The sequence below is a fragment of the Streptomyces sp. P9-2B-2 genome (genome assembly GCF_030406865.1).
GTDB classification, from domain to species: Bacteria; Actinomycetota; Actinomycetes; order Streptomycetales; family Streptomycetaceae; genus Streptomyces; species Streptomyces platensis.
The window spans coordinates 7,052,652-7,071,442 of record NZ_CP129126.1 but is presented as its reverse complement, the minus strand read 5'-3'; the positions used below and the strand labels follow the sequence as shown (position 1 = coordinate 7,071,442).

Here is an 18,791-nt window from a genome sequence, read left to right as displayed (position 1 = left end):
TGGTTGCACAAAGCCTTCATCGACCCAGCGGCCGGGAGGTCGCGCGTCGCCGCTGTGAGCCGAGCAACTGCCGCTCGTAGCGGCGTTCGGGTGGTCGCTTCGGCGCGTCCGCACCGCGACGGCTGTCCGCCCCGCCGCCGAGCCGGTGGTTCGGCCACGGAACGTGTCCACCCCCGCGTTCCGGGCCGGTCGGGGCTTCCCCTGTGCCCCTGGAGGTGACCCCGCTCATGCCGGATTCCTTCGTCCATCTGCACAACCACACCGAGTACTCGACGCTGGACGGCGCGCAGAAGCTGACGCCGATGTTCCATGAGGTGGCCCGCCAGGGGATGCCGGCGATCGCCATGAGCGATCACGGCAACATGTTCGGCGCCTACGAGTTCGCACAGGTCGCGAAGGGCTTCGAGGGCATCAAACCGGTCATCGGCATCGAGGCGTACGTGGCGCCGTCCTCGCGTTTCGTCCGGAAGCAGGAGTTCTGGGGGCCGGGAGGCCGCCGCGCCATGAGCGAGGACGGCGAGGGCTCGAAAGATGTTTCCGGCGGTGGCCGGTTCACTCACATGACCATGTGGGCGCGGAACGTTCAGGGGCTGCGGAATCTGTTCTGGCTCAGCACGCAGGCCAGTTATGAGGGTCAGTTTCCCGCCGGCAAGCCGCGGATGGACCGGGAATTGATCGCCGAGAGGCCGGACGGCGTCATCGCCACCACCGGCTGTCCGTCGGGGGAGATCCAGACCCGGCTGCGGCTGCGTCAGTACGACGAGGCCCGCGCGGCCGCGGGCGCCTATCAGGACATCTTCGGGAAGGAGAACTACTTCCTGGAGCTGATGGACCACGGCCTGGACATCGAGCGCGACGTCCGCCAGGGGCTGCTGCGTCTGGCCAAGGATCTCGATATCCCGCTCCTGGCCACCAACGACGCGCACTACGTCACCGAGGACCAGGCCGACTCCCACGACAGTCTGCTGTGCATCGGCGTGGGCAAGAACAAGGACGCCCCGAACCGCTTCCGCTTCAACGGGTCCGGCTACTACCTGAAGACCGCCGCGGAAATGCGTGGCCTGTTCTCGGAGCTTCCGGCAGCCTGTGACAACACTCTGCTGGTCGCCGAGCGCGTCGAGTCCTACGACGAGGTCTTCGACTACGTCGACGAGATGCCGCAGTTCCCGGACGTGCCCGAGGCGGAGACCCAGGAATCGTGGCTGCGCAAGGAGGTTCTCAAGGGCCTGGCCATGCGCTACGGCGACCCGGTCCCGCCGCACATTCTGGAGCGCTTCGAGACCGAGATGTCGGTCATCGGCCCCATGGGCTTCAGCTCCTACTTCCTCGTCGTGGCGGATATCTGCCGCCACGCCCGGGAGAACAGGATCCCGCTCGGTCCCGGACGGGGCTCGGCGACCGGATCGATCGTCGCCTACGCCACCCGCATCACCGAGCTGTGCCCCTTGGAACACGGTCTGCTCTTCGAGCGGTTCCTGAATCCCGAGCGCATCAACCCACCGGATGTGGACCTCGACTTCGACGACCGTCAGCGGGACCGGATGGTCCGCTATGTCACCGAGAAGTACGGCGAGAAATACACCGCGATGGTGAACACCTTCGGCAAGATCAAGGCCAAGAACGCCATCAAGGACTCCTCGCGCATTCTCGGCTATCCGTTCTCGCACGGGGAACGCATCACCAAGGCGCTCCCGCCGGACCAGAACGGCAAGTCCGCTCCCCTTGCCGTCATCTTCGACGCCTCCCACCAACGGTATGGGGAGGCAGCGGAGATCCGGCAGATGTACGAGAGCGAACCGGATGTGCGGCGCGTCATCGACACCGCCCGCGGGGTCGAGGGCCTCACCCGCGGCACCGGTGTGCACGCCGCCGCGGTGATCCTCTCCAAGACGACTCTCACGGACCGCATTCCGCTGCATATGCGCGCCTCGGACGGCGTGAAGATCACCGGTTTCGACTATCCGTCCTGCGAGGCCATGGGCCTGATCAAGATGGACTTCCTCGGGCTGCGGAACCTCGGCGTCATCGACCAGGCCATCGAGAACATCCGGGAGAACCGCGGCATCAGCCTGACCACCGTGGACCCCCTGGACGAGGACTCCTCCGCCACCGTCATCCCGCTGGACGACGCCACGACCTACCGGCTGCTGGCCGAGGGCAACACCTTCGGCGTCTTCCAGCTCGACGGCGGCGGTATGCGCGTACTGCTGAAGCAGATGGAACCCACCCGGTTCGAGGACATCGCCGCGGTCAACGCCCTTTACCGGCCCGGCCCGATGGCGGCCAACGCCCACACCAATTACGCCCACCGCAAGACCGGCCGCCAGGACATCACCCCCATCCACCCCGAGCTGAAGGACGCACTGGAGCCCATCCTCGGCAACACCTTCCATCTGCTCGTCTACCAGGAGCAGATCATGGCCATCGCCCGGGAGCTGGCCGGCTACACCCTCGGCGGGGCCGACCTGCTGCGCCGTGCGATGGGCAAGAAGAAGCCCGAGGTGCTGGCCGCGGAGTGGGACAGGTTCCATGCCGGTATGCGGGACAACGGCTACAGCGAGGAAGCCGTCAAGGCCCTGTGGGATGTCATGCTCCCCTTCTCCGGCTACGCGTTCAACAAGTCCCACACCGCCGGTTACGGCCTCGTCTCCTATTGGACCGCCTACCTCAAGGCCAACTACCCGGCCGAGTACATGGCGGCCCTGCTCACCTCCGTCGGCGACGACAAGGACAAGGCCGCCGTCTATCTCGCCGACGCGCGCAAGAACGGCGTACGGGTCCTCCAGCCCGACGCGAACGAATCCGTCGCCGAATTCACCGCCGTCGGCGACGATGTGCGCTTCGGGCTGCGGTCGGTGCGCAATGTCGGCGACCACGTCATCGACGCGATCGTAGAAGCCCGCCGGGTTCAGGGGAAGTTCACCTCCTTCGCCGACTTCCTCGACAAAGCCGACCTGCCCGCACTGAACAAGAGAGCCGTGGAATCCCTGATCAAGGCCGGCACCTTCGACTCCCTGAAACACACCCGCAAAGGCCTCACCGCCATCCATGAGGAAGCCATCGATGCCATCACCCCGGTGAAGAAGGCAGCAAGCTTCGGACAGGAGGACCTCTTCGCCGATCTGGCCGCGGAAAGCGGCAGCGAACCCGCCTTCGGACTCGATTTCGCCCTCGACGACACGGAATGGCCCCGTCGGCAACTCCTGGCCACCGAACGCGAAATGCTCGGCCTCTATGTCTCCGCGCATCCGCTGGACGGTGCCGAGCATGTGCTCGCCGGCGCACGCGACTGCTCCATCGCCGAACTGCTCGCCTCCGGCCGCAGCACCGGAGACGTGCAGCTCTCCGGCCTGATCACCGGCATCCAGCGCAAGATGACCAAACAGGGCAACGCCTGGGCCCTCGTCACCCTCGCCGACCGCGACGCCGCCATGGAGGTCCTGTTCTTCCCCGCCGCCTACCAACTCGTCCAGCACGCACTGGCCGAGGACAACGTCATCTCCGTCAGAGGCAAAATCGAGGACCGGGACGGAACAGTGAACCTCTTCGGCAGAGAACTCGCCGTCCTCGACATCTCCTCCGCCGAGCACGGCAGGAAGACCCCCGTACGGCTCGCGCTCCCCGCGCACCGCATCACCGAACAGTCCGTCAAAGAACTCCGGCGCATCCTCACGGACCACCCGGGCGACAGCCCCGTACACCTCAGCGTCCGTGGCGCACGCAAGACCACGGTCTACGCCCTCCAAGCCACGGTGGACCCCACGACCATCGCCTCCGATGTCAAAGGCACCTTCGGAGCCGATGCCTGGGAATCCCCATGGTGAGGGCAAGGCGCCTGCTTACCGAGGCGCCGGCCCCAGTGGGGCGTTACCCCGGCCCCGGCGGGCAGGGATCATGGCTGTCATCGATATCGACTACTGCATGGGGGTACAGGAAGACGTGTCCGTCCAAGGGCAGCCAGTGATCTGTTCGCCTTCGTGTCTTTCCCGGGCGCAGCGGGCCGTTGCCGCTGCGCTCCGGCATTACACGGACGCGCCGTTGGCCAAGCCGTATTACGTGCGGGGGTGTATTCCGGACCAGGAGGAGGCCGCGGTGATTGTCGCGCTGTGGACCGGCCCTGCCGCGCGGGAAAAGCAGAACCTCTTCCTCCTCGTCCGTCTTGTGGCTGGTGGCCTGCCCGTGTCGGCGGCGGGGGTCACCACGGGGATGATGCGGCTGGGGCGGGGAACGCACATCTTCGGCTCCGCCGGTCGCCGCGTTGACGGCAAGCCTGTGGTCAACGGCAGCAAGCTGGTCGAGGGGCGGCCCGCGCCGTGCCTTTGCGGGGGTGCCGGTGAGCCGGAGGGGCCGCGGGGCTTCTACTTCGAACGGCCGGGGCAACTGAGGCAGTATCACTGAGCAGTTCGGTTGGGAGGGTGCGTGCGAATGGTGGAGAGGAAACCTCGCTGATGGTCAGTGTGAGTATGGAGAGTGCGGAACAGACAGACCAGCGGCTACGCCGTGAGATCGCTCAGGCCGACCTCGTCGTGCACGACGGTGTCTGGTGTTTTGAAGAGTCTCCGGCCGACCGGCCGCCGGCGCTCACCGCCGAGACGCTGGCAGTCGTTCGGGACCGGGAGAGCTGGAGCCGCCTGGTCCCGCTCACCCAGGAGGGCGACGACGTCGAACGCTTCGGCATCTTCTCCTTCCACTTCGACGACCATGTGGACAACAGCGGTTTCGTCGGCTGGCTGGCCACCCACCTCAAGGTGGAGCTGGGGACCGGCGTATTTGTTGTCTGTGGCAGCAACCGCGCCCGCGGCGGCATCTATGACTACTGGGGCTGTCCCATCGACTTGCTGGATCAGGCCATCGCGGTCGTCAGAACGCTACGAGACAGCTGATCCGCATGCAGGCGGCGATCCCTCCGCAGTCGCGTGATCTTCGCCCGTACGGCCGATACGGCACCCGCCGGTTCCTGGTTCAGCGCGGCTGGATCGCGCGCAGCATGTTCAGGCCGGCGGCGCGGCGGGCCGGCCAGATGGCGGCGAGGACGCCGATGGCCAGGGCCAGGGCGAGGAAGAGTGCCAGCCTTCCCCAGGGGAGGACCATTTCGTACTCCTGCATGGAGGTGGTGGTGAGGCCGCCTCCGGCCCAGGCCAGGAAGGTGCCGGTGGCGATGCCGAGTACGGCTCCGAACAGCGAGATCACCACCGACTCCAGACGGACCATCCGCTTGACGCCGGAGCGGTCGAGGCCGATGGCGCGCAGCATCCCGAGCTCGCGGGTGCGCTCGAAGACCGACATGGCCAGGGTGTTGACGACGCCGAGCACCGCGATGACGACGGCCATGCCGAGGAGGCCGTACAGCATGTTGAGGACCGTGGTGACGGGGGCGTTGTTCTCCTGGATGAGCTGTTCCTGGCTGCGGACTTTCAGCAGGGGGTTGTCGCCGAGTGCGGCGCGGATCTTCCGTTCCAGGCCGGCGGCCTTGCCGGGGTCGGCCTTGACCAGCACGTTTTCCAGCTCGTGGGAGTCCGCGTACGGGAGGACGTCGGCCAGGGTGCCCAGTGCGTCGTCGGCGGCGCGGGTCTTGGCGTAGACGGCGACGACGGCCAGCGTCTTCCGCTGCGGCTTGCCGGTCGCCGCGCCGTTGCCCAGCTCGGCGTCGAGGGTGTCGCCGACGGCGAGGCCGGTCCGCCGGGCGAAGGAGTCCGAGACCGCGATCTTTCCGCTGCCGAGGTCGCGCAGCGAACCGGCCCGGACGTCGAGCCGCGCGGCCTTGCCGAACGCCGTCGGGTCGGTGCCGGTCAGCACGGCGTACTTGCCCTGGGTGTCGAGCCCGGCGGAGGTGACGGGGGCGGCCGCGGCGACTCCGGGGATCCGGGCGATCTTGGCGGCGGTGTCCTTGTCGAGGCCGCGTGCGGTGCTGTTGGTGACCTTGTAGTCGGCGGTCAGGCCCTCGGTGGCCTCCTCGGCCATGGCGCGCTGGGCGGAGTGGCCGCCGACGGTCAGTCCGGTGATCAGGGCGAGCCCGATCATCAGGGCCGAGGCGGTGGCGGCCGTACGGCGCGGGTTGCGCAGCGCGTTCTCCTTGGCGAGCTTGCCGCTGACGCCGCAGAGGCGGGTGGTGACCTTGCCGGCCAGGGTGATCAGCGGCCGGGAGAGCAGCGGGGCCAGCACGATCACACCGCCGAGGGTGAGGGCGGAGCCGAGCATCGCGCACATCAGGTTCGACTCCTTGCTCGTCCTGAGCGTGGAGACGTACAGCATCACCAGCACCCCGGCCCCGGTGAGCAGGACGCCGAGAACATTGCGGACCCTCAGGGCGCGGGCGGGCGGCACCTGGTCGACGCTGTTGAGCGCCGTCACCGGGGCGATCTTCGCGGCCTTGCGGGACGGCAGCCAGGCGGCCAGCACGGTGACGACGACGCCGACCGCGAGGGAGGCCAGTGGGGCCGCGGGCGTGATGACCAGCGGTCCGTCGGGCAGTCCAGCTCCCGTGGTGTTGAGCAGCGGGCGCAGGGCGGTGGCGATACCGAGGCCGAGCGCGAATCCGGCGGCGGAGGCGACCAGGCCGAGGAGCGCGGCCTCGATGAGGACGGCGCGTACGACCTGGCGGCGCGAGGCGCCCACGGCCCGCATCAGCGCGATATCGCGGCTGCGCTGGGCGATGAGCATGGTGAAGGTGTTGGCGATGAGGAACGCGCCCACGAACAGCGCGATACCGGCGAAGACCAGCAGCGTCTTGGTGAGGGACTGGGTGTTCCGGGCGATCTGGGCGGACTGTTCGACGGCCAGATCGGCGCCGCTGAGGGCCTGGACGCCCGTCGCGGGGAGCAGCGCCCGTACCTGTTCGGTCAGCGCGCGCTCGTCCGTACCGTTCCGGGCCGCGACCGCCAGCTCGTCGAACGCGCCGGGTTGGAGGAACAGTTGCTGGGCGGTCCGGGTGTCGAAGAGGGTGAGGGTGCCGCCGGCGGTGATCCGCGGATCGTCGGCGGAGACGACGCCGACCAGCTTCTTCGTCAGGACGGGCCCGTCGAGGGCGAGGCGGATGGTGTCACCGAGGCGGTAGCCGGCCTTGGCGGCGGTCCTGGCATCGAGGGCCAGCTCGTCCGCGGCGGCGGGGCCGCGGCCCGCCTTCAGCGGAAAGCGGCTGTCCTTGCCGTCCTTGCCCGGTACGTAGTTGGTGGCGAGGTGCTGCCGGTCGCTGTCGGCGCTGACCGGGCGGCCGTCCTTGCCGGCCACGGTGGCCTCGCCGTGGACGGTGGGGCGTACCGAGGCGACGCCGGGCAGTTGGCCGATCTTCCGGGCCAGTGCGGTGCCGAGGGCGGTGGTCCGCCGGGGGTCCCCGTTGCCCGCCGCCGTGTCGGGGGCAGGGGCTTCGTCGCCGGCCGTCTCGGGGGCGGTGCCGGCCGCCGCCGTCCGTACGGAGACGGCCACGCCCCGGAGGCTTTCGGCGGAGGCGCTGCGGTAGGCGTTGGCGACGGTGTCGCCGAAGACGAGGGTGCCGGAGACGAACGCGACACCGAGGAGAACGGCGAGCGCGGTCATGAGCAAACGGGCTTTGTGCGCAAGGACGTTGCGCAGGGCGGTACGCAGCATGGTCGATCCAGTCCCGGAGAGGTGCGAGGGGGCGGCGGCGGAATACGGGGCGGAGTGGCGGCCGCGTCAGGTCTTGCGTCCCTCGGCGTCGAAGTGCCGCATCCGGTCGAGGACGGCCTCCGGGGTGGGGGCGGGCAGATCGTCGGTGAGCCGCCCGTCGGCGAGGAAGACCACCCGGTCCGCGTAGGAGGCGGCCACCGGGTCATGCGTGACCATCACGACCGTCTGTCCCAGCTCGCGTACCGACTCCCGCAGGAAGTCCAGGAGTTCGGCGCCGGACCGGGAGTCGAGGTTGCCGGTCGGCTCGTCCGCGAAGATGATCTCGGGTCAGCCGGCCAGCGCGCGGGCCACGGCGACGCGTTGCTGCTGGCCGCCGGAGAGCTGCGAGGGGCGGTGCCGCAGCCGCCCGGTCAGGCCGAGGGTCCCCACGATCAGCTCCAGCCACTCCTGGTCGGTCCTGCGGCCGGCGATATCCATCGGCAGCGTGATGTTCTCCAGGGCGTTCAGCGTGGGCAGCAGGTTGAACGACTGGAAGACGAAGCCGACCTTCTCCCGGCGGAGCCTGGTGAGCTGACGGTCGCCCAGGCGGGACAGTTCGGTGTCGGCGATCCGGGCCGAGCCCCCGGAGAAGGAGTCGAGCCCGGCCATGCAGTGCATCAGCGTGGACTTGCCCGAGCCGGACGGTCCCATGATCGCGGTGAACCGGCCGCGCCCGAACTCCACGGAGACCGAGTCGAGGGCCACGACGCGGGTCTCGCCCGCGCCGTAGACCTTGGTCAGCTCTGTCGCGCGGGCGGCGGCGCCGGACGCCCGAAGGCCGGTGGTCGGGGGTGCGGACTGTGCCATGGGGACTCCTGGAAGGGGTGCGGGACTCCCGACCATCGTGGCCGCGGCACACCCCCCGATCCGTCGCCCTCAGGTCGGGAATACGCCGCCTGTCCAAGGGCGGAGAGACGGCGGCTCCCTCGCCCGCACGGACCACAGCCCCTCTCCCCTGAGGGAGAGCCGGAGGGGCCCAGGAGCGAGAGCCGTACGCGACAGCCGGACGGCCCGGACCGCACCTCAGCCCATGAGTCCGGCCTGGTGCGCCAGCAGCGCCGCCTGCACCCGGCTGCCGCACCCCGTCTTCCCCAGGATCGAGCCGACGTGGGTCTTGACCGTCCCCACCCCGATGCCGAGCCGGGTGCCGATCTCCAGGTTCGACAGCCCCTCGCCCAGCATCACCAGCACCTCCCGCTCCCGGTCCGTCAGCCCCACCACCCGGCGGTCCGGGACGCGGGGCGCGCCGCCGCTGAGCATCCGCCGGACGACGGTCCCGGTGACACCGGGCGAGAGCACGGCGTCCCCCGCGGCCGCCGCCCGTACCGCGCGGATCAGTTCCTGCGGCCCCTCGTCCTTGAGCAGGAAGCCGGTGGCGCCCGCCCCCAGGGCCCGCAGGACGTTCTCCTCGTCGCCGAAGGTGGTGAGCATGACGACCTGCGGCGCGGGGTCCAGGGCGGCCAGCGGTTCGACGGCGGCGAGCCCGTCGAGTACGGGCATGCGGACGTCGAGGAGCACCACGTCGGGCCGGGCCTCGGCGGCGAGCCGGACGGCCTCGGCGCCGTTGGGCGCCTCCCCCACCACCTCGATGCCCTCGGCGTGCCGGAGGATCAGCCGGACGCCGTGCCGGACCATCTCCTCGTCGTCGGCGAGCAGCACCCGGATCGCGGAACCCGGCCCGGGGACCGCGGAGTTGGCGTGGTCAGTCATGGGTCGTGCTCCCACTGTGAGGTTCGGTCACCATCGGAACGGTGAAGCGGTCGATCGCGATCAGGGTGTCGGACCGGAAGCAGTAGCGGACGATCGGCAGCCGGCCGCCCTCGGGGCGCTCGCTCGCGTACGGATACAGGCACTCGGTGGCGGCGGGCGGCCGTGGCGGTTCATGCCCCGCGGCGGCCGCACGCTCCCGCAGCGCCCGCAGCAAGCGGCCCTGCTGCCCGGCGGCGGTACCCACCAGCCCCGGCACCACGACCGTGGTGACGGCGAGCACCGCCCCCAGCGCCAGGCCGAACAGGCTGCTGCCGACCCCCAGCGCGGGCGCGCACACCGCGCCGGTCAGCATCGTCAGAGCGGCCGCCCCGAGCAGCACCCCGACCCGCTGCCGGGACGTCCTCAGCTGCCGGGTCGCGGTGTAGGCGGCCACCGCGGTCAGCAGCGCCACCGAGGGCACCGCCCCCATCAGCGCCGCCAGCCCGACCACACAGGCCGCCGGAAAGCGGCGCCGCATCAGCACCAGCACGATGCCGAGAACCGCCAGGCCCGCCGCCTCGCCCACCAGCCTGGCCTCGACCGCCGACACCGCCTCGTGGGCGAGCAGCACCAGCGCCGCGGCCGTGACCGCCTCGACCGCCGCCCGCCATACCACCCACCGCCCCTGCTCCCCCGGCCCCGCGAAGAGGCTTCGGGAGACGGGGGGCTCGGTCGCGGGCGGCGCGCTGGAGGACATGACGACGATTATCGAGGGCTCTGCACGGGGCTTCGCTGCTTCTTGAGGGTGAGCCGCCTCTGCCCAAAGACAGAGGCCATGGGGCCGCTGCCCGAAGACGGAGGCCCGGGAAGGCGGCCACGGGCGCGGACCGGAGGGCGTCCCGGCGCGGCGGGCGGGTGCAGGCTGTGACCCGTACCTCTCGCTGGGTTGCCGCTCTGGGCCGCCGGGCCGACACTCGCGCACACTGGAGGTATGCGCGGGATGACCGTCGGCGAGACGGCGGAGCGCGCGGATCTGCTCGCCGCGGCCGCCGTCGAAGCCGTCGAAGGAACCGGCGCGTACGCGGGCAGCGTCTTTCTCCGCTCCCGCGACCGCCGGTCGATCGTGCTCGCCGCGGCGTACGGGGTGCCGCCCTCCCTGCTGGGTGGCTGGCGCCTCATCCCGGTGAGCAGCCCCATCCCGCTCGCCACGGCGTACCGCTCCGGGCGCACCGTCCACCTGGCCAACGCCGAGGAGACCATGCGCCGCTATCCGCAGCTCGCGGTGGCGCTGCCGTACGCCTTCGGCTCCTGCTCCGTACCGGTGGGCGCGGGCGGGGAGACCTTCGGCGCGCTGGCGGTCGTCTGGGCGGCGTCACCCGGCAGCGAAGGGCTGTCCCGGGCCCAGCGCCGCCACGTACGGACCGTCGCCGCCCGGCTCGGGAGCGCGCTGGCCGCCCTCCGCGCCCGTACCGGCGATCCGGTGGAATGCGCCCCCGAGACGGTGCCCATCGAGATCCCGGCACCCTCCGCCACGGCCGTACGGGTCGGCCTGTTCGGCTGGGACCTCGGCTCCGGCACCTTCCGCGGCGACGACGAGCTCTGCGCGATCTTCGGTCTCGACCCCCGTGCCCTCGACGGTCAGGCCACCTCGCTGGCCGCCTGTCTGCACCCCGGTGATCTCGCCGCCTTCCTGTCCGCCGCCCGGGAGGCGGCCGCCAGGGGCCACCGGATCACCGCGCGGCGTCTGCGCGTACGGGAGCGCGGGGGCGGCGGCGAGGGCTACCGCACGGTCGAGCTGTGGGCCCGCGTCCTGGAGTCCGGCGACGTGCCGGCCCGCCGCCAGCTGGTGGGCGCGGTCGTCGACAGCCGGGCCGGCAGCGCGGCCGTCGCCGCGGTGGAACGGCTGCGGGACGGACTGTTCTCCCTCGCCCCCGACGGGCGGGTCACCTACGCCAACCACGCCGCCCTGCGGCAGCTGGACGTGTCCGGCGACGAGCTGCTGGGGCAGGTTCTGTGGGACGCGTTGCCCTGGCTGTCCGATCCCGACGTCGAGTCCCGGCACCGGTCCGCGATGATCTCGCAGGCGCCGGCCTCCTTCCTCGCCTGCCAGGCGCCCGACCGCTGGCTCGCCTTCTCCCTCCATCCGGAAGCGGACGGCGTGACCGGCCGGGTGGTACCCCTCGGCCATCCCCCCTCGACGTCGACACCACCCGCCTCCGCGGCCGAACCGGCCACCGCCGCCACCCCGACGCGGCTGGGAGTCATGCACCACGTCCTCCAGCTCGGCAGCGCGCTCACCGAGGCGGTCACCACCCGCCAGGTCTGCGAAGTCGTCTCCGACCAGCTCCTCCCCGCCTTCGGAGGCCAGCAGCTGGCCATCTATGTGGTCCGCAACGGAACGATGCACCGCCTCTTCCACACCGGGCGCCACGAAGACTTCCTCGACGGGCTGGAAGGCGCACCGCTGCACGCCCGGCTGCCCGGTACGGAGGCCCTGACCGCCGGCGCTCCGCTCTTCATCGAATCGCGGCAGGACCTCACCCGGAACTACCCGGGCGCCCCCACCGGCGAGGTGAACTCCTGGGCGTATCTGCCGCTGATCGCCTCCAGCCACCCGGTCGGCACCTGCGTCCTCGGCTTCGACAACAACCACCGGTTCGCCGAGAAGGACCGCGGCGTGCTCACCGCCCTCGCCGGGCTGATCGCCCAGGCCCTGGAACGCGCGAAGCTCTACGACTCGGAGTTCGCCATCGCCCGCGGCCTCCAGCAGGCGCTGCTGCCGCACCAGCTGCCCGTGATCCCCGGCATCCGCACCGTCGCGCGCTATCTGCCCGGCACCAGCGGGATGGACATCGGCGGCGACTGGTACGACGTCATCCCCACCGGTAAGGGGGTCGCGCTGATCATCGGCGACGTACAGGGGCACAGCATCGCCGCCGCGGCCACCATGGCCCAACTCCGCAGCGCGGTAAGGGCGTTCACGGCCGTGAGCCATACCCCTGGCGAGGTGATGGCGGGCGTCAACCGCACCCTTGTCGACCTCGACCCCGGGCTGCTGGCCAGCTGTTGCTACCTCCAGGTGGCCGCCGACACCCACCATGCCCACGCCGTCACCGCCGGCCACCCCCCGCCGCTGCTCCGCCGCCCCGACGGGACGACCGAGGTCCTCGACCTCGACATCGGCCCGCTCCTCGGGGTGGAGCGCACCAGCGCCTACCCCACCACCCCGGTCGACCTGCCGCCGGGATCCGTCCTCGCCCTCTACACGGACGGCCTGGTCGAGGAGCCCGGGGCCGATATCGACGTAGGGATCGACCGCCTCCGCTCCTCCCTGGCGCACGCCCGCGCGGACTCCCTGGACGAACTCGCCGACCGGCTGCTGCACAACGCCCGGCGCTCCTCGTACCGGGCCGACGACATCGCCCTGCTGCTCACCGAGTACGGTCCCGGGGCGCCGCACCGGGACGACACCCCGGGGGACGGCCCCTAGGGGCGCGTCCTACAGCTGCCGGAGGTGATCGCGGAGGGTGCGGGCGACATGCGCCATGACGGCATCGGCATCGGGTTGGGTGCCGGCCGGGACGAGCGACTCGGTGAGGACGGCGACGGCGAAGGTCTGGCCGTCGGAGTGCTCGACGACACCGACCTCGTGGCGGAGGTTGAGCAGGGTGCCCGTCTTGGAGGACCAGTTGGAGGCGTCCGAGCTGAAGTCCGGGGCGATGCGCTGCCGCAGCAGATTGTCCGCCATGAGGCCGCGGACGCGCCCGGCCACCTCCGGGGGGATCGCCGACGGTGTCCACAGCGCCTGGAGAAGTTCGACGTACGAGCGCGCGCTGCCGGAGTTCGCACGGGTCACATCGAGCTGCGGCACCCGGTGGCCGCGGCCGCTGGTACCGGCCTCGATGGCCAGCGCGTAGGCGAGATGCGCCTCCGCGGCATCGAAGCGTTCCACGGGAGTCTCGCTCAGCTCCCGCGTGGTGTGCCGGACGGAAATCCCCTGAAGCCCGAACTCCCGTATCATCAGGGCGACTTGAGCAGGCGGAGTGAGGGCGAACAACGCGTCCGCGGCCGTCCCGTCGCTCACACAGGTGCTGAGGTAGAGCAGGTCATCGATCGCGATCCGGACCGGATGACGGAAGCGGCTCAGCCCGGTCGGACCAGGGGTGGTGATCCGCCCGGGTTCCACCGTGAGCATCGTCGATCCGTCGAGCTCGCCCCGCCGGATACGTTCCAGTGTCGCCAGCGCCAGCGGGATCTTCACCAGGGAGGCGGCGGGCAGCTGGGTGTCGGGCTCGATGCCCAGCTCCTGTCCCGTATGCAGGTCCCGGACGAGAAAGCAGCCGTGCAGGCCGCCGTCCCGCAGCCGCTGACGCATCTCGCGCAGCAGTGCCTCGGTGCTCATGTCACCACCGCGCCCGGCGTCTCCACGCCCTTGCCGGCGCCCTCATTGGCGCCCTCGTTGACGCCCTCGTTGACGCCGAGACAGCGGGCGATGTCGTCGCCCAGACGCGCACGGATATGGTCCGGGTGGCCGGCCACGGCGGTCGCCAGGGCAAACCCCCGGGTGAGCGCGATCTCGCCGAGGGGACGCCAGTGCAGGGCGAGTTCCCGGGCCTGTGCGGGCGAGCAGAGCAGCACATCGCGTGAGCACAGCACCTCCGCAGCGGCGGTCGTGTGGTCCGCCGCGACGACGAGCTGGGCGGGCCGCAGCCCGACGGCGTCGCGCAGCCGCGTCAACGGGTCACGGATATGCGGCACATCGTCCTCCGGCTGGATCCAGATACGGCGGGGCGCACCGACCCCGGCGCGCCCCATGCGCAGCGTCTCGGCATAGAGGCGCTTCCCGCCCGGATCCTGCGCGCCGGCGAGCCCGAGCGGCACCGACCAGGTCGCCTCGTCCCGCGGGACGGCGAGCAGGGCGGCACGCACCTGCTGGGAGTGCAGCAGCTCGGCCCGCTCCGCCGGTGCCGCGGCGCGGAGATCGAGGGTGACGCCGTGCCCTCGTGCGTCGGCGATGAGGCGGGCGAGACCGGCGGTGGAGCAGATGTCGGGCACCGCGAGCCGCCACGGTTTGAGCTTGGCGGTCTCCGCCTCGTGTTGCAGCACATCGGCGGCGAGCACCAGCTGTCGGGCGGCCGGGAGCATGTCCCGGCCGAAGGGCGTGAGCACCGCCCGCCGCGCCGTTCGCTCGAAAAGCCGCTCACCGAAGCGTTCCTCAAGGGCGGCGACACGACGGCTGGCCACCGACTGCGACATCCGCGCGGCGGCCGCTCCGACGGTGAAACTGCCGCGCTCGCTCACGCTGACAAACGCACGACACGCTCCCACCAGATCCACGACGCCACCCTATGCGATTTCGGCATGGAAACCCCCATGAGCGCATTGGACTGCATAGATGCCGGAAGGCCAGGCTGATCACGGCAACCGAGGCCCGGGAACAGGGCCGCCACCCACCCACTCCCCCGTACGCCGCGCGCGCCCGGGACTCCCAAAGGATCAGACATGCCCCACACCCGAGCCCGGCGCCTGGTCATCGGCGCGCTCGCCGCCCTCACCCTCGTCCCGCTCACCGCCTGCGGCGCCCCGGCCGCCTCCTCCCCCACCACGAAGGCGGCACACACGGACGCGGCGCCGAAGTCATCCGCCCAGGCATTCAAGGACCTTGAGCGAAAATTCGACGCCCGGCTCGGCGTCTACGCGATCAACACCGGCACGGGCCGCGAAGTCTCCTACCACCAGGACGAACGCTTCGCCCACGCCTCCACCTTCAAGGCCCTGGCCGCCGGCGCCGTACTGCAGAAGTACTCACTGCCCGGCATGGACAAGGTGATCACCTACTCCCGCGACGACCTGGTCTCCAACTCCCCCGTCTCCGAGAAGCACGTCGACACCGGGATGACCCTGCGCGCCCTGTGTGACGCCGCCGTCCGCTACAGCGACAACACCGCCGCCAACCTGCTGTTCGACTCGATCGGCGGCCCCAAGGGCCTCGACTCCGTACTGGAGAAGCTGGGTGACCACACCACCCGGATGGTCCGCCACGAGCCGGAACTGAACGACTGGTCCCCGAACGACACCCGCGACACGACCACCCCCCGGGCCTTCGCCAAGGACCTGCGCTCCTTCGTCCTCGGGGACACCCTGCCCCGTCGCGAACGCGCACAGCTCGCCAAATGGCTCCAGACCAACACCACCGGAGCCAAGCTCATCAAGGCCGGCATGCCCAAAAACTGGCTCGTCGGCGACAAGACCGGCGCCGGCAGCACCTACGGCACCCGCAACGACATCGCCGTCGTCTGGCCACCCCACGCCGCCCCCATCGTCGTAGCGATCCTGTCGAACCGCCCCCAGAAGGACGCGAAGTATGACGACGCGTTGGTCGCGGAGGCGGCTTCTGTGGTGGCGGAGAGGGTGTCGTAGGGACGGGCACCGTCGGGGGCGACGAGGGGAGCGGGGGGCCCGCCGAGAGCGGCTGGCTGCGCGCTTCCACTGGCCGCTTCGACTGGCCGCTGGCGCTGGCCGCTTCCGCTAGCCGCTGGCGCTGGCTGCGTCGGCGGATGGCCGGCCGCCGTGACGGGGTGCGGCCGGCCGTTCCGAGCGATCCGGCACCGTCTCAGCGCCTGAAGTTACGCCTCCCGGTTCGCTTCCTGAGCTGCCCGCTCCAGCCGACTGCGATAGCCCTCCCACCAGGCCGAGTCGCTTGACGCCATGCTGTCGTTGCCCTCATTCATCCCCACGGCGCCATCCATGAGTTCCCGGAGGATGTCGGCATGGCCGGCGTGCCGGTGAGTATCGGCAATCACCCGCACCACGGCATGATGCAACGTCACCTCGTCCTTGCCGCTGGGCCACCACGGCACCGTGCCGATCGTGTCCAGCGCCAGCGCCTCGATCGTCGCGTCCGCGTGCGCCCACGCCCGGCGGTAGAGCTCGACGATGTACTCGCGTGACTCGTCGGCGGTGACCCACATATCAGCGTTGGTCTCGGCAGCGTCTTCGAGCCAGGGCAGCGGCTCACCGGACGGCCGTCCGAAGGTGTCACCGAGGTACCCCAGCTCCACACTGGCCACGTGTTTCACCATCCCCAGGAGATTGGTGCCGGTCGGCGTCAGGGGACGGCGAATGTCGTACTCCGAGAGCCCGTCGAGCTTCCACAGCAGGGCATCGCGCGCGGACTGAAGGTAGAAGCGAAGGTCAGCCTTGGGGCCTGATGGGGTCATGGGACCAGTCTGCCGCCCGCGCGATCCCTATCCCCCTCTCGTGGCGGAATCAGTTCGCCTGACGCGACCGACGAACTACCCGCACCAGCCGGCATCAGCCACGCTCCGCCCGCCCGTAGACCTGCTTCGCGACGTCCCCGAGCACCGGACCGAACATGTGCGTGCCGCCCGTCATTCCATCGCCATGGCTGTTGACGGAGACCAGCACGCCCTGGCCGGTCGCGGCGTCGAAGTCGGTCAGCCAGGGGCCACCGCTGGAGCCGCCACCCATGTCGCACGGGACGGACTGCTCGTCGCTGGGTGCCCGCACGGCCGTACCGGTGCAGTGCAGCAACTCCTCGCCACGCTGCGGGCGGGTGGCGGGGTATCCGAAGGCCACGGTCCGCCCGCCGACCCGGTGATGGAAGTCCACGGTCTGCCCGCCCACCACGTCGGTGAGCCGGCGCCCCTTGGCGTGGGGATCCACGGCCAGCGCCGCCACGTCGTTGACGGCATCCTCCGACCAGGTGCGCGGAGTCATGGCGGCGCGCACCGGGAAGGCGCCGTACGGCTGTGCACCCTTGTGGTAGCCGGGGACAAAAACCAGGTCGATGTAGGTGTTGACGGGTGAGGCGGGGCGACGCACGCAGTGTCCGGCAGTCATCACCACGGAGCGGTTGCCACTCCGGACGGCGGTGGCCGTGCACCAGCTGTCATCGCCGTCGGCATTGACGAAGAAGAGCCGCCCAACGGTCTTCATGGTGGCGCCCCGCCAGGGCCGGGACTTCGGACCGGTCGGCCCGAGATCCACGGACTTCCCCACGGCTTTGATACGCGCCGGCGTCCAGTAGGCGAGAGCCTCCCGGCGCTCGCCGGCGGTGTACTTGACGGTGGACACCGTGTCGACCGGCGCCTTGGACGCGGCCGACGCGGGCATCGGCCCGACGGCCGCCAGCAACGTGCCCGCGACGACAGCCACAGCAGCCCGGTGACGACGGCGGGACGCGAAGGCTAAGGCAGCGGATGGGGCGGACGAAGCGGGTATCGCGGAGGTGGCCGGGGTGGTGGGGGCGACGGACATGCGGGCTCCTGAAGGGCAGTGATCTGTGGTGGACACTGGACACCGTCGGTTTCACAGGACATGACGGACTTTCACCACGACGGGTTTCACCGAAGACGTGCCGGATGTCCGCCGATGGCCGGCGCCCTGCCCCGCTTCGGGCCACTCCGACCGACCGTCACGCCCGGGGGATCTCCGCGCTGATCTGTGGCGCCAGGCATGACCGTCGGCGCGTAGTGGTACGCGAACGGGCAAGTTATTGAGAATCGAGACGGTTTCGCGGCCTTTCGTGTGGGGTTGGCTGGGCCTGGCCCGTAATCATGGGCAAGTGATGAGTCCGATACCGCCGGTGGTTGCTCCCGGCCAGATGAGTCAGTGCGAGCAGCCGGTCTTCCGACTGGCTGGAGGCATGCAGCTGCGGCCGTGGGAGATGAGTGATGCCAGCGCATTGGTGCGCTCATGCCTTGACCCGGATATCCAGCACTGGAACCGCCCGGACCAGTTGACGGTCGAAAGCGCCCGCAAAAAAATCGCCCGGTGGCGCAGCCGCTGGCAGAGCGAACATGCGGCGATCTGGGCCATTGCCCCTGACGGCGGGGAAGCCATTGGGCTGATCGGCCTTGCCGACCTGGACCTATCCGGCGGGCAGGGTGAGTTTCTGTACTGGCTGCTGCCGGCCGGCAGAGGCGGCGGCGTCATGGTTTCCGCGACGATCCAGGTGAGCCGTTGGGCTCTGGACGACCTCGGCCTCCATCGCCTGCGGATCACTCATTCCGTCGAGAACACGGCGTCCTGCCGCATCGCGACCAAGGCGGGGTTCTCGTTGGAGGGAACGATGCGCCAGGCGCTGCTTCATGCCGACGGATGGCATGACGAACATCTTCATGCCCGGGTTCAGGGTGATACCTGGCCGTCTTGATGCAGCGGTTTGACGCTTGACGCGGCACCGCCCGTCAGCTCGGTGAGAAGGATGAAGGCAGTCGTGGATCCGAGCTCCCTGGACGTCGGGCCTGCAGGGGTCGGGATGTCGGCGAGTCTCTGGGCCAGGGCGGTGACAGCGTCGCGGTCGCCTTCGAGTGCTTCGCGTTCGTCGTCGGTGAGGTCGACCTGTTCGAGCATCCTGTTGATGCCGTCCTTGACCGCGAGGAGCTGCCCCTTGGCCGACTCTTTGGGGATGCGCCCCCTTCGCTGTCGCATCGATGCCACACGACGGCCGGCGG

General features: G+C 70.4%; 14 protein-coding genes and 1 pseudogene. 6 read left to right on the top strand and 9 right to left on the bottom strand.

Features of this window, described 5'->3' with window-relative positions:
* Positions 1 to 227: 227 nt before the first annotated feature.
* The 3 genes from dnaE to QT196_RS31015 all read left to right on the top strand — a co-directional run bounded on the left by dnaE (position 228) and on the right by QT196_RS31015 (position 4,883).
* The gene (gene dnaE, locus QT196_RS31025; RefSeq protein ID WP_290356117.1) at positions 228 to 3,824 is read left to right on the top strand and encodes a DNA polymerase III subunit alpha; all 3,597 of its coding nucleotides are present in this window, start codon (positions 228 to 230) and stop codon (positions 3,822 to 3,824) included.
* A 70-nt stretch (positions 3,825 to 3,894) separates the two neighbouring features.
* Positions 3,895 to 4,398: a hypothetical protein gene (locus QT196_RS31020; protein ID WP_248001381.1), complete on the top strand. Its 504-nt coding sequence runs from the start codon at positions 3,895 to 3,897 to the stop codon at positions 4,396 to 4,398.
* A gap of 50 nt (positions 4,399 to 4,448) precedes the next feature.
* A complete protein-coding gene (locus QT196_RS31015) occupies positions 4,449 to 4,883 on the top strand; it encodes a DUF6196 family protein (protein WP_290356116.1) in 435 nt (144 codons plus the stop codon).
* 79 nt (positions 4,884 to 4,962) lie between these two features.
* Here QT196_RS31015 and QT196_RS31010 read toward each other — a convergent pair whose 3' ends face one another.
* The 4 genes and pseudogenes from QT196_RS31010 to QT196_RS30995 form a co-directional block, all read right to left on the bottom strand.
* Positions 4,963 to 7,584 (bottom strand): ABC transporter permease, encoded by a 2,622-nt coding sequence (locus QT196_RS31010; RefSeq protein ID WP_290356115.1) that lies wholly within the window; start codon positions 7,582 to 7,584, stop codon positions 4,963 to 4,965.
* Positions 7,585 to 7,650: 66 nt separating this feature from the next.
* Positions 7,651 to 8,430, bottom strand: a pseudogene (locus tag QT196_RS31005) (ABC transporter ATP-binding protein).
* Between the two features lie 216 nt (positions 8,431 to 8,646).
* Positions 8,647 to 9,333 (bottom strand): response regulator transcription factor, encoded by a 687-nt coding sequence (locus QT196_RS31000; RefSeq protein WP_266731774.1) that lies wholly within the window; start codon positions 9,331 to 9,333, stop codon positions 8,647 to 8,649.
* Complete coding sequence (locus tag QT196_RS30995) at positions 9,326 to 10,069, bottom strand: hypothetical protein (RefSeq protein WP_266731772.1); 744 nt, start codon at positions 10,067 to 10,069, stop codon at positions 9,326 to 9,328. The genes QT196_RS31000 and QT196_RS30995 overlap by 8 nt, the downstream gene beginning before the upstream one ends.
* Before the next feature lie 234 nt (positions 10,070 to 10,303).
* Between QT196_RS30995 and QT196_RS30990 the strand changes: the two genes are divergently transcribed.
* Complete coding sequence (locus tag QT196_RS30990; RefSeq protein WP_248001380.1) at positions 10,304 to 12,802, top strand: SpoIIE family protein phosphatase; 2,499 nt, start codon at positions 10,304 to 10,306, stop codon at positions 12,800 to 12,802.
* Positions 12,803 to 12,811: 9 nt separating this feature from the next.
* Here QT196_RS30990 and QT196_RS30985 read toward each other — a convergent pair whose 3' ends face one another.
* Together QT196_RS30985 and QT196_RS30980 are read right to left on the bottom strand one after the other, a co-directional pair.
* The gene (locus QT196_RS30985; RefSeq protein WP_266731768.1) at positions 12,812 to 13,714 is read right to left on the bottom strand and encodes a serine hydrolase; all 903 of its coding nucleotides are present in this window, start codon (positions 13,712 to 13,714) and stop codon (positions 12,812 to 12,814) included.
* The gene (locus QT196_RS30980) at positions 13,711 to 14,649 is read right to left on the bottom strand and encodes a LysR family transcriptional regulator (RefSeq protein ID WP_290356114.1); all 939 of its coding nucleotides are present in this window, start codon (positions 14,647 to 14,649) and stop codon (positions 13,711 to 13,713) included. The genes QT196_RS30985 and QT196_RS30980 overlap by 4 nt, the downstream gene beginning before the upstream one ends.
* A 165-nt stretch (positions 14,650 to 14,814) precedes the next feature.
* Here QT196_RS30980 and bla point away from each other — a divergent pair, with 165 nt between their 5' ends.
* Positions 14,815 to 15,732 (top strand): class A beta-lactamase, encoded by a 918-nt coding sequence (gene bla / locus QT196_RS30975; RefSeq protein ID WP_290356113.1) that lies wholly within the window; start codon positions 14,815 to 14,817, stop codon positions 15,730 to 15,732.
* Between the two features lie 206 nt (positions 15,733 to 15,938).
* Here the strand turns inward: bla and QT196_RS30970 are convergent, their stop codons facing one another.
* Positions 15,939 to 16,532 (bottom strand): DinB family protein, encoded by a 594-nt coding sequence (locus QT196_RS30970; RefSeq protein WP_168481964.1) that lies wholly within the window; start codon positions 16,530 to 16,532, stop codon positions 15,939 to 15,941.
* Between the two features lie 94 nt (positions 16,533 to 16,626).
* The gene (locus tag QT196_RS30965; protein ID WP_356948488.1) at positions 16,627 to 17,592 is read right to left on the bottom strand and encodes a trypsin-like serine protease; all 966 of its coding nucleotides are present in this window, start codon (positions 17,590 to 17,592) and stop codon (positions 16,627 to 16,629) included.
* 310 nt (positions 17,593 to 17,902) lie between these two features.
* On the opposite strand from QT196_RS30965, the gene QT196_RS30960 reads away from it, so the two are divergent.
* A complete protein-coding gene (locus tag QT196_RS30960) occupies positions 17,903 to 18,490 on the top strand; it encodes a GNAT family N-acetyltransferase (protein ID WP_168484091.1) in 588 nt (195 codons plus the stop codon).
* On the opposite strand, the gene QT196_RS30955 is transcribed toward QT196_RS30960, so the two are convergent.
* Positions 18,466 to 18,768 carry a hypothetical protein gene (locus tag QT196_RS30955; RefSeq protein WP_266731763.1) on the bottom strand — a complete coding sequence of 101 codons (303 nt, stop codon included), beginning with the start codon at positions 18,766 to 18,768 and terminating at the stop codon, positions 18,466 to 18,468. The genes QT196_RS30960 and QT196_RS30955 overlap by 25 nt on opposite strands.
* Between the last annotated feature and the right edge of the window lie 23 nt (positions 18,769 to 18,791).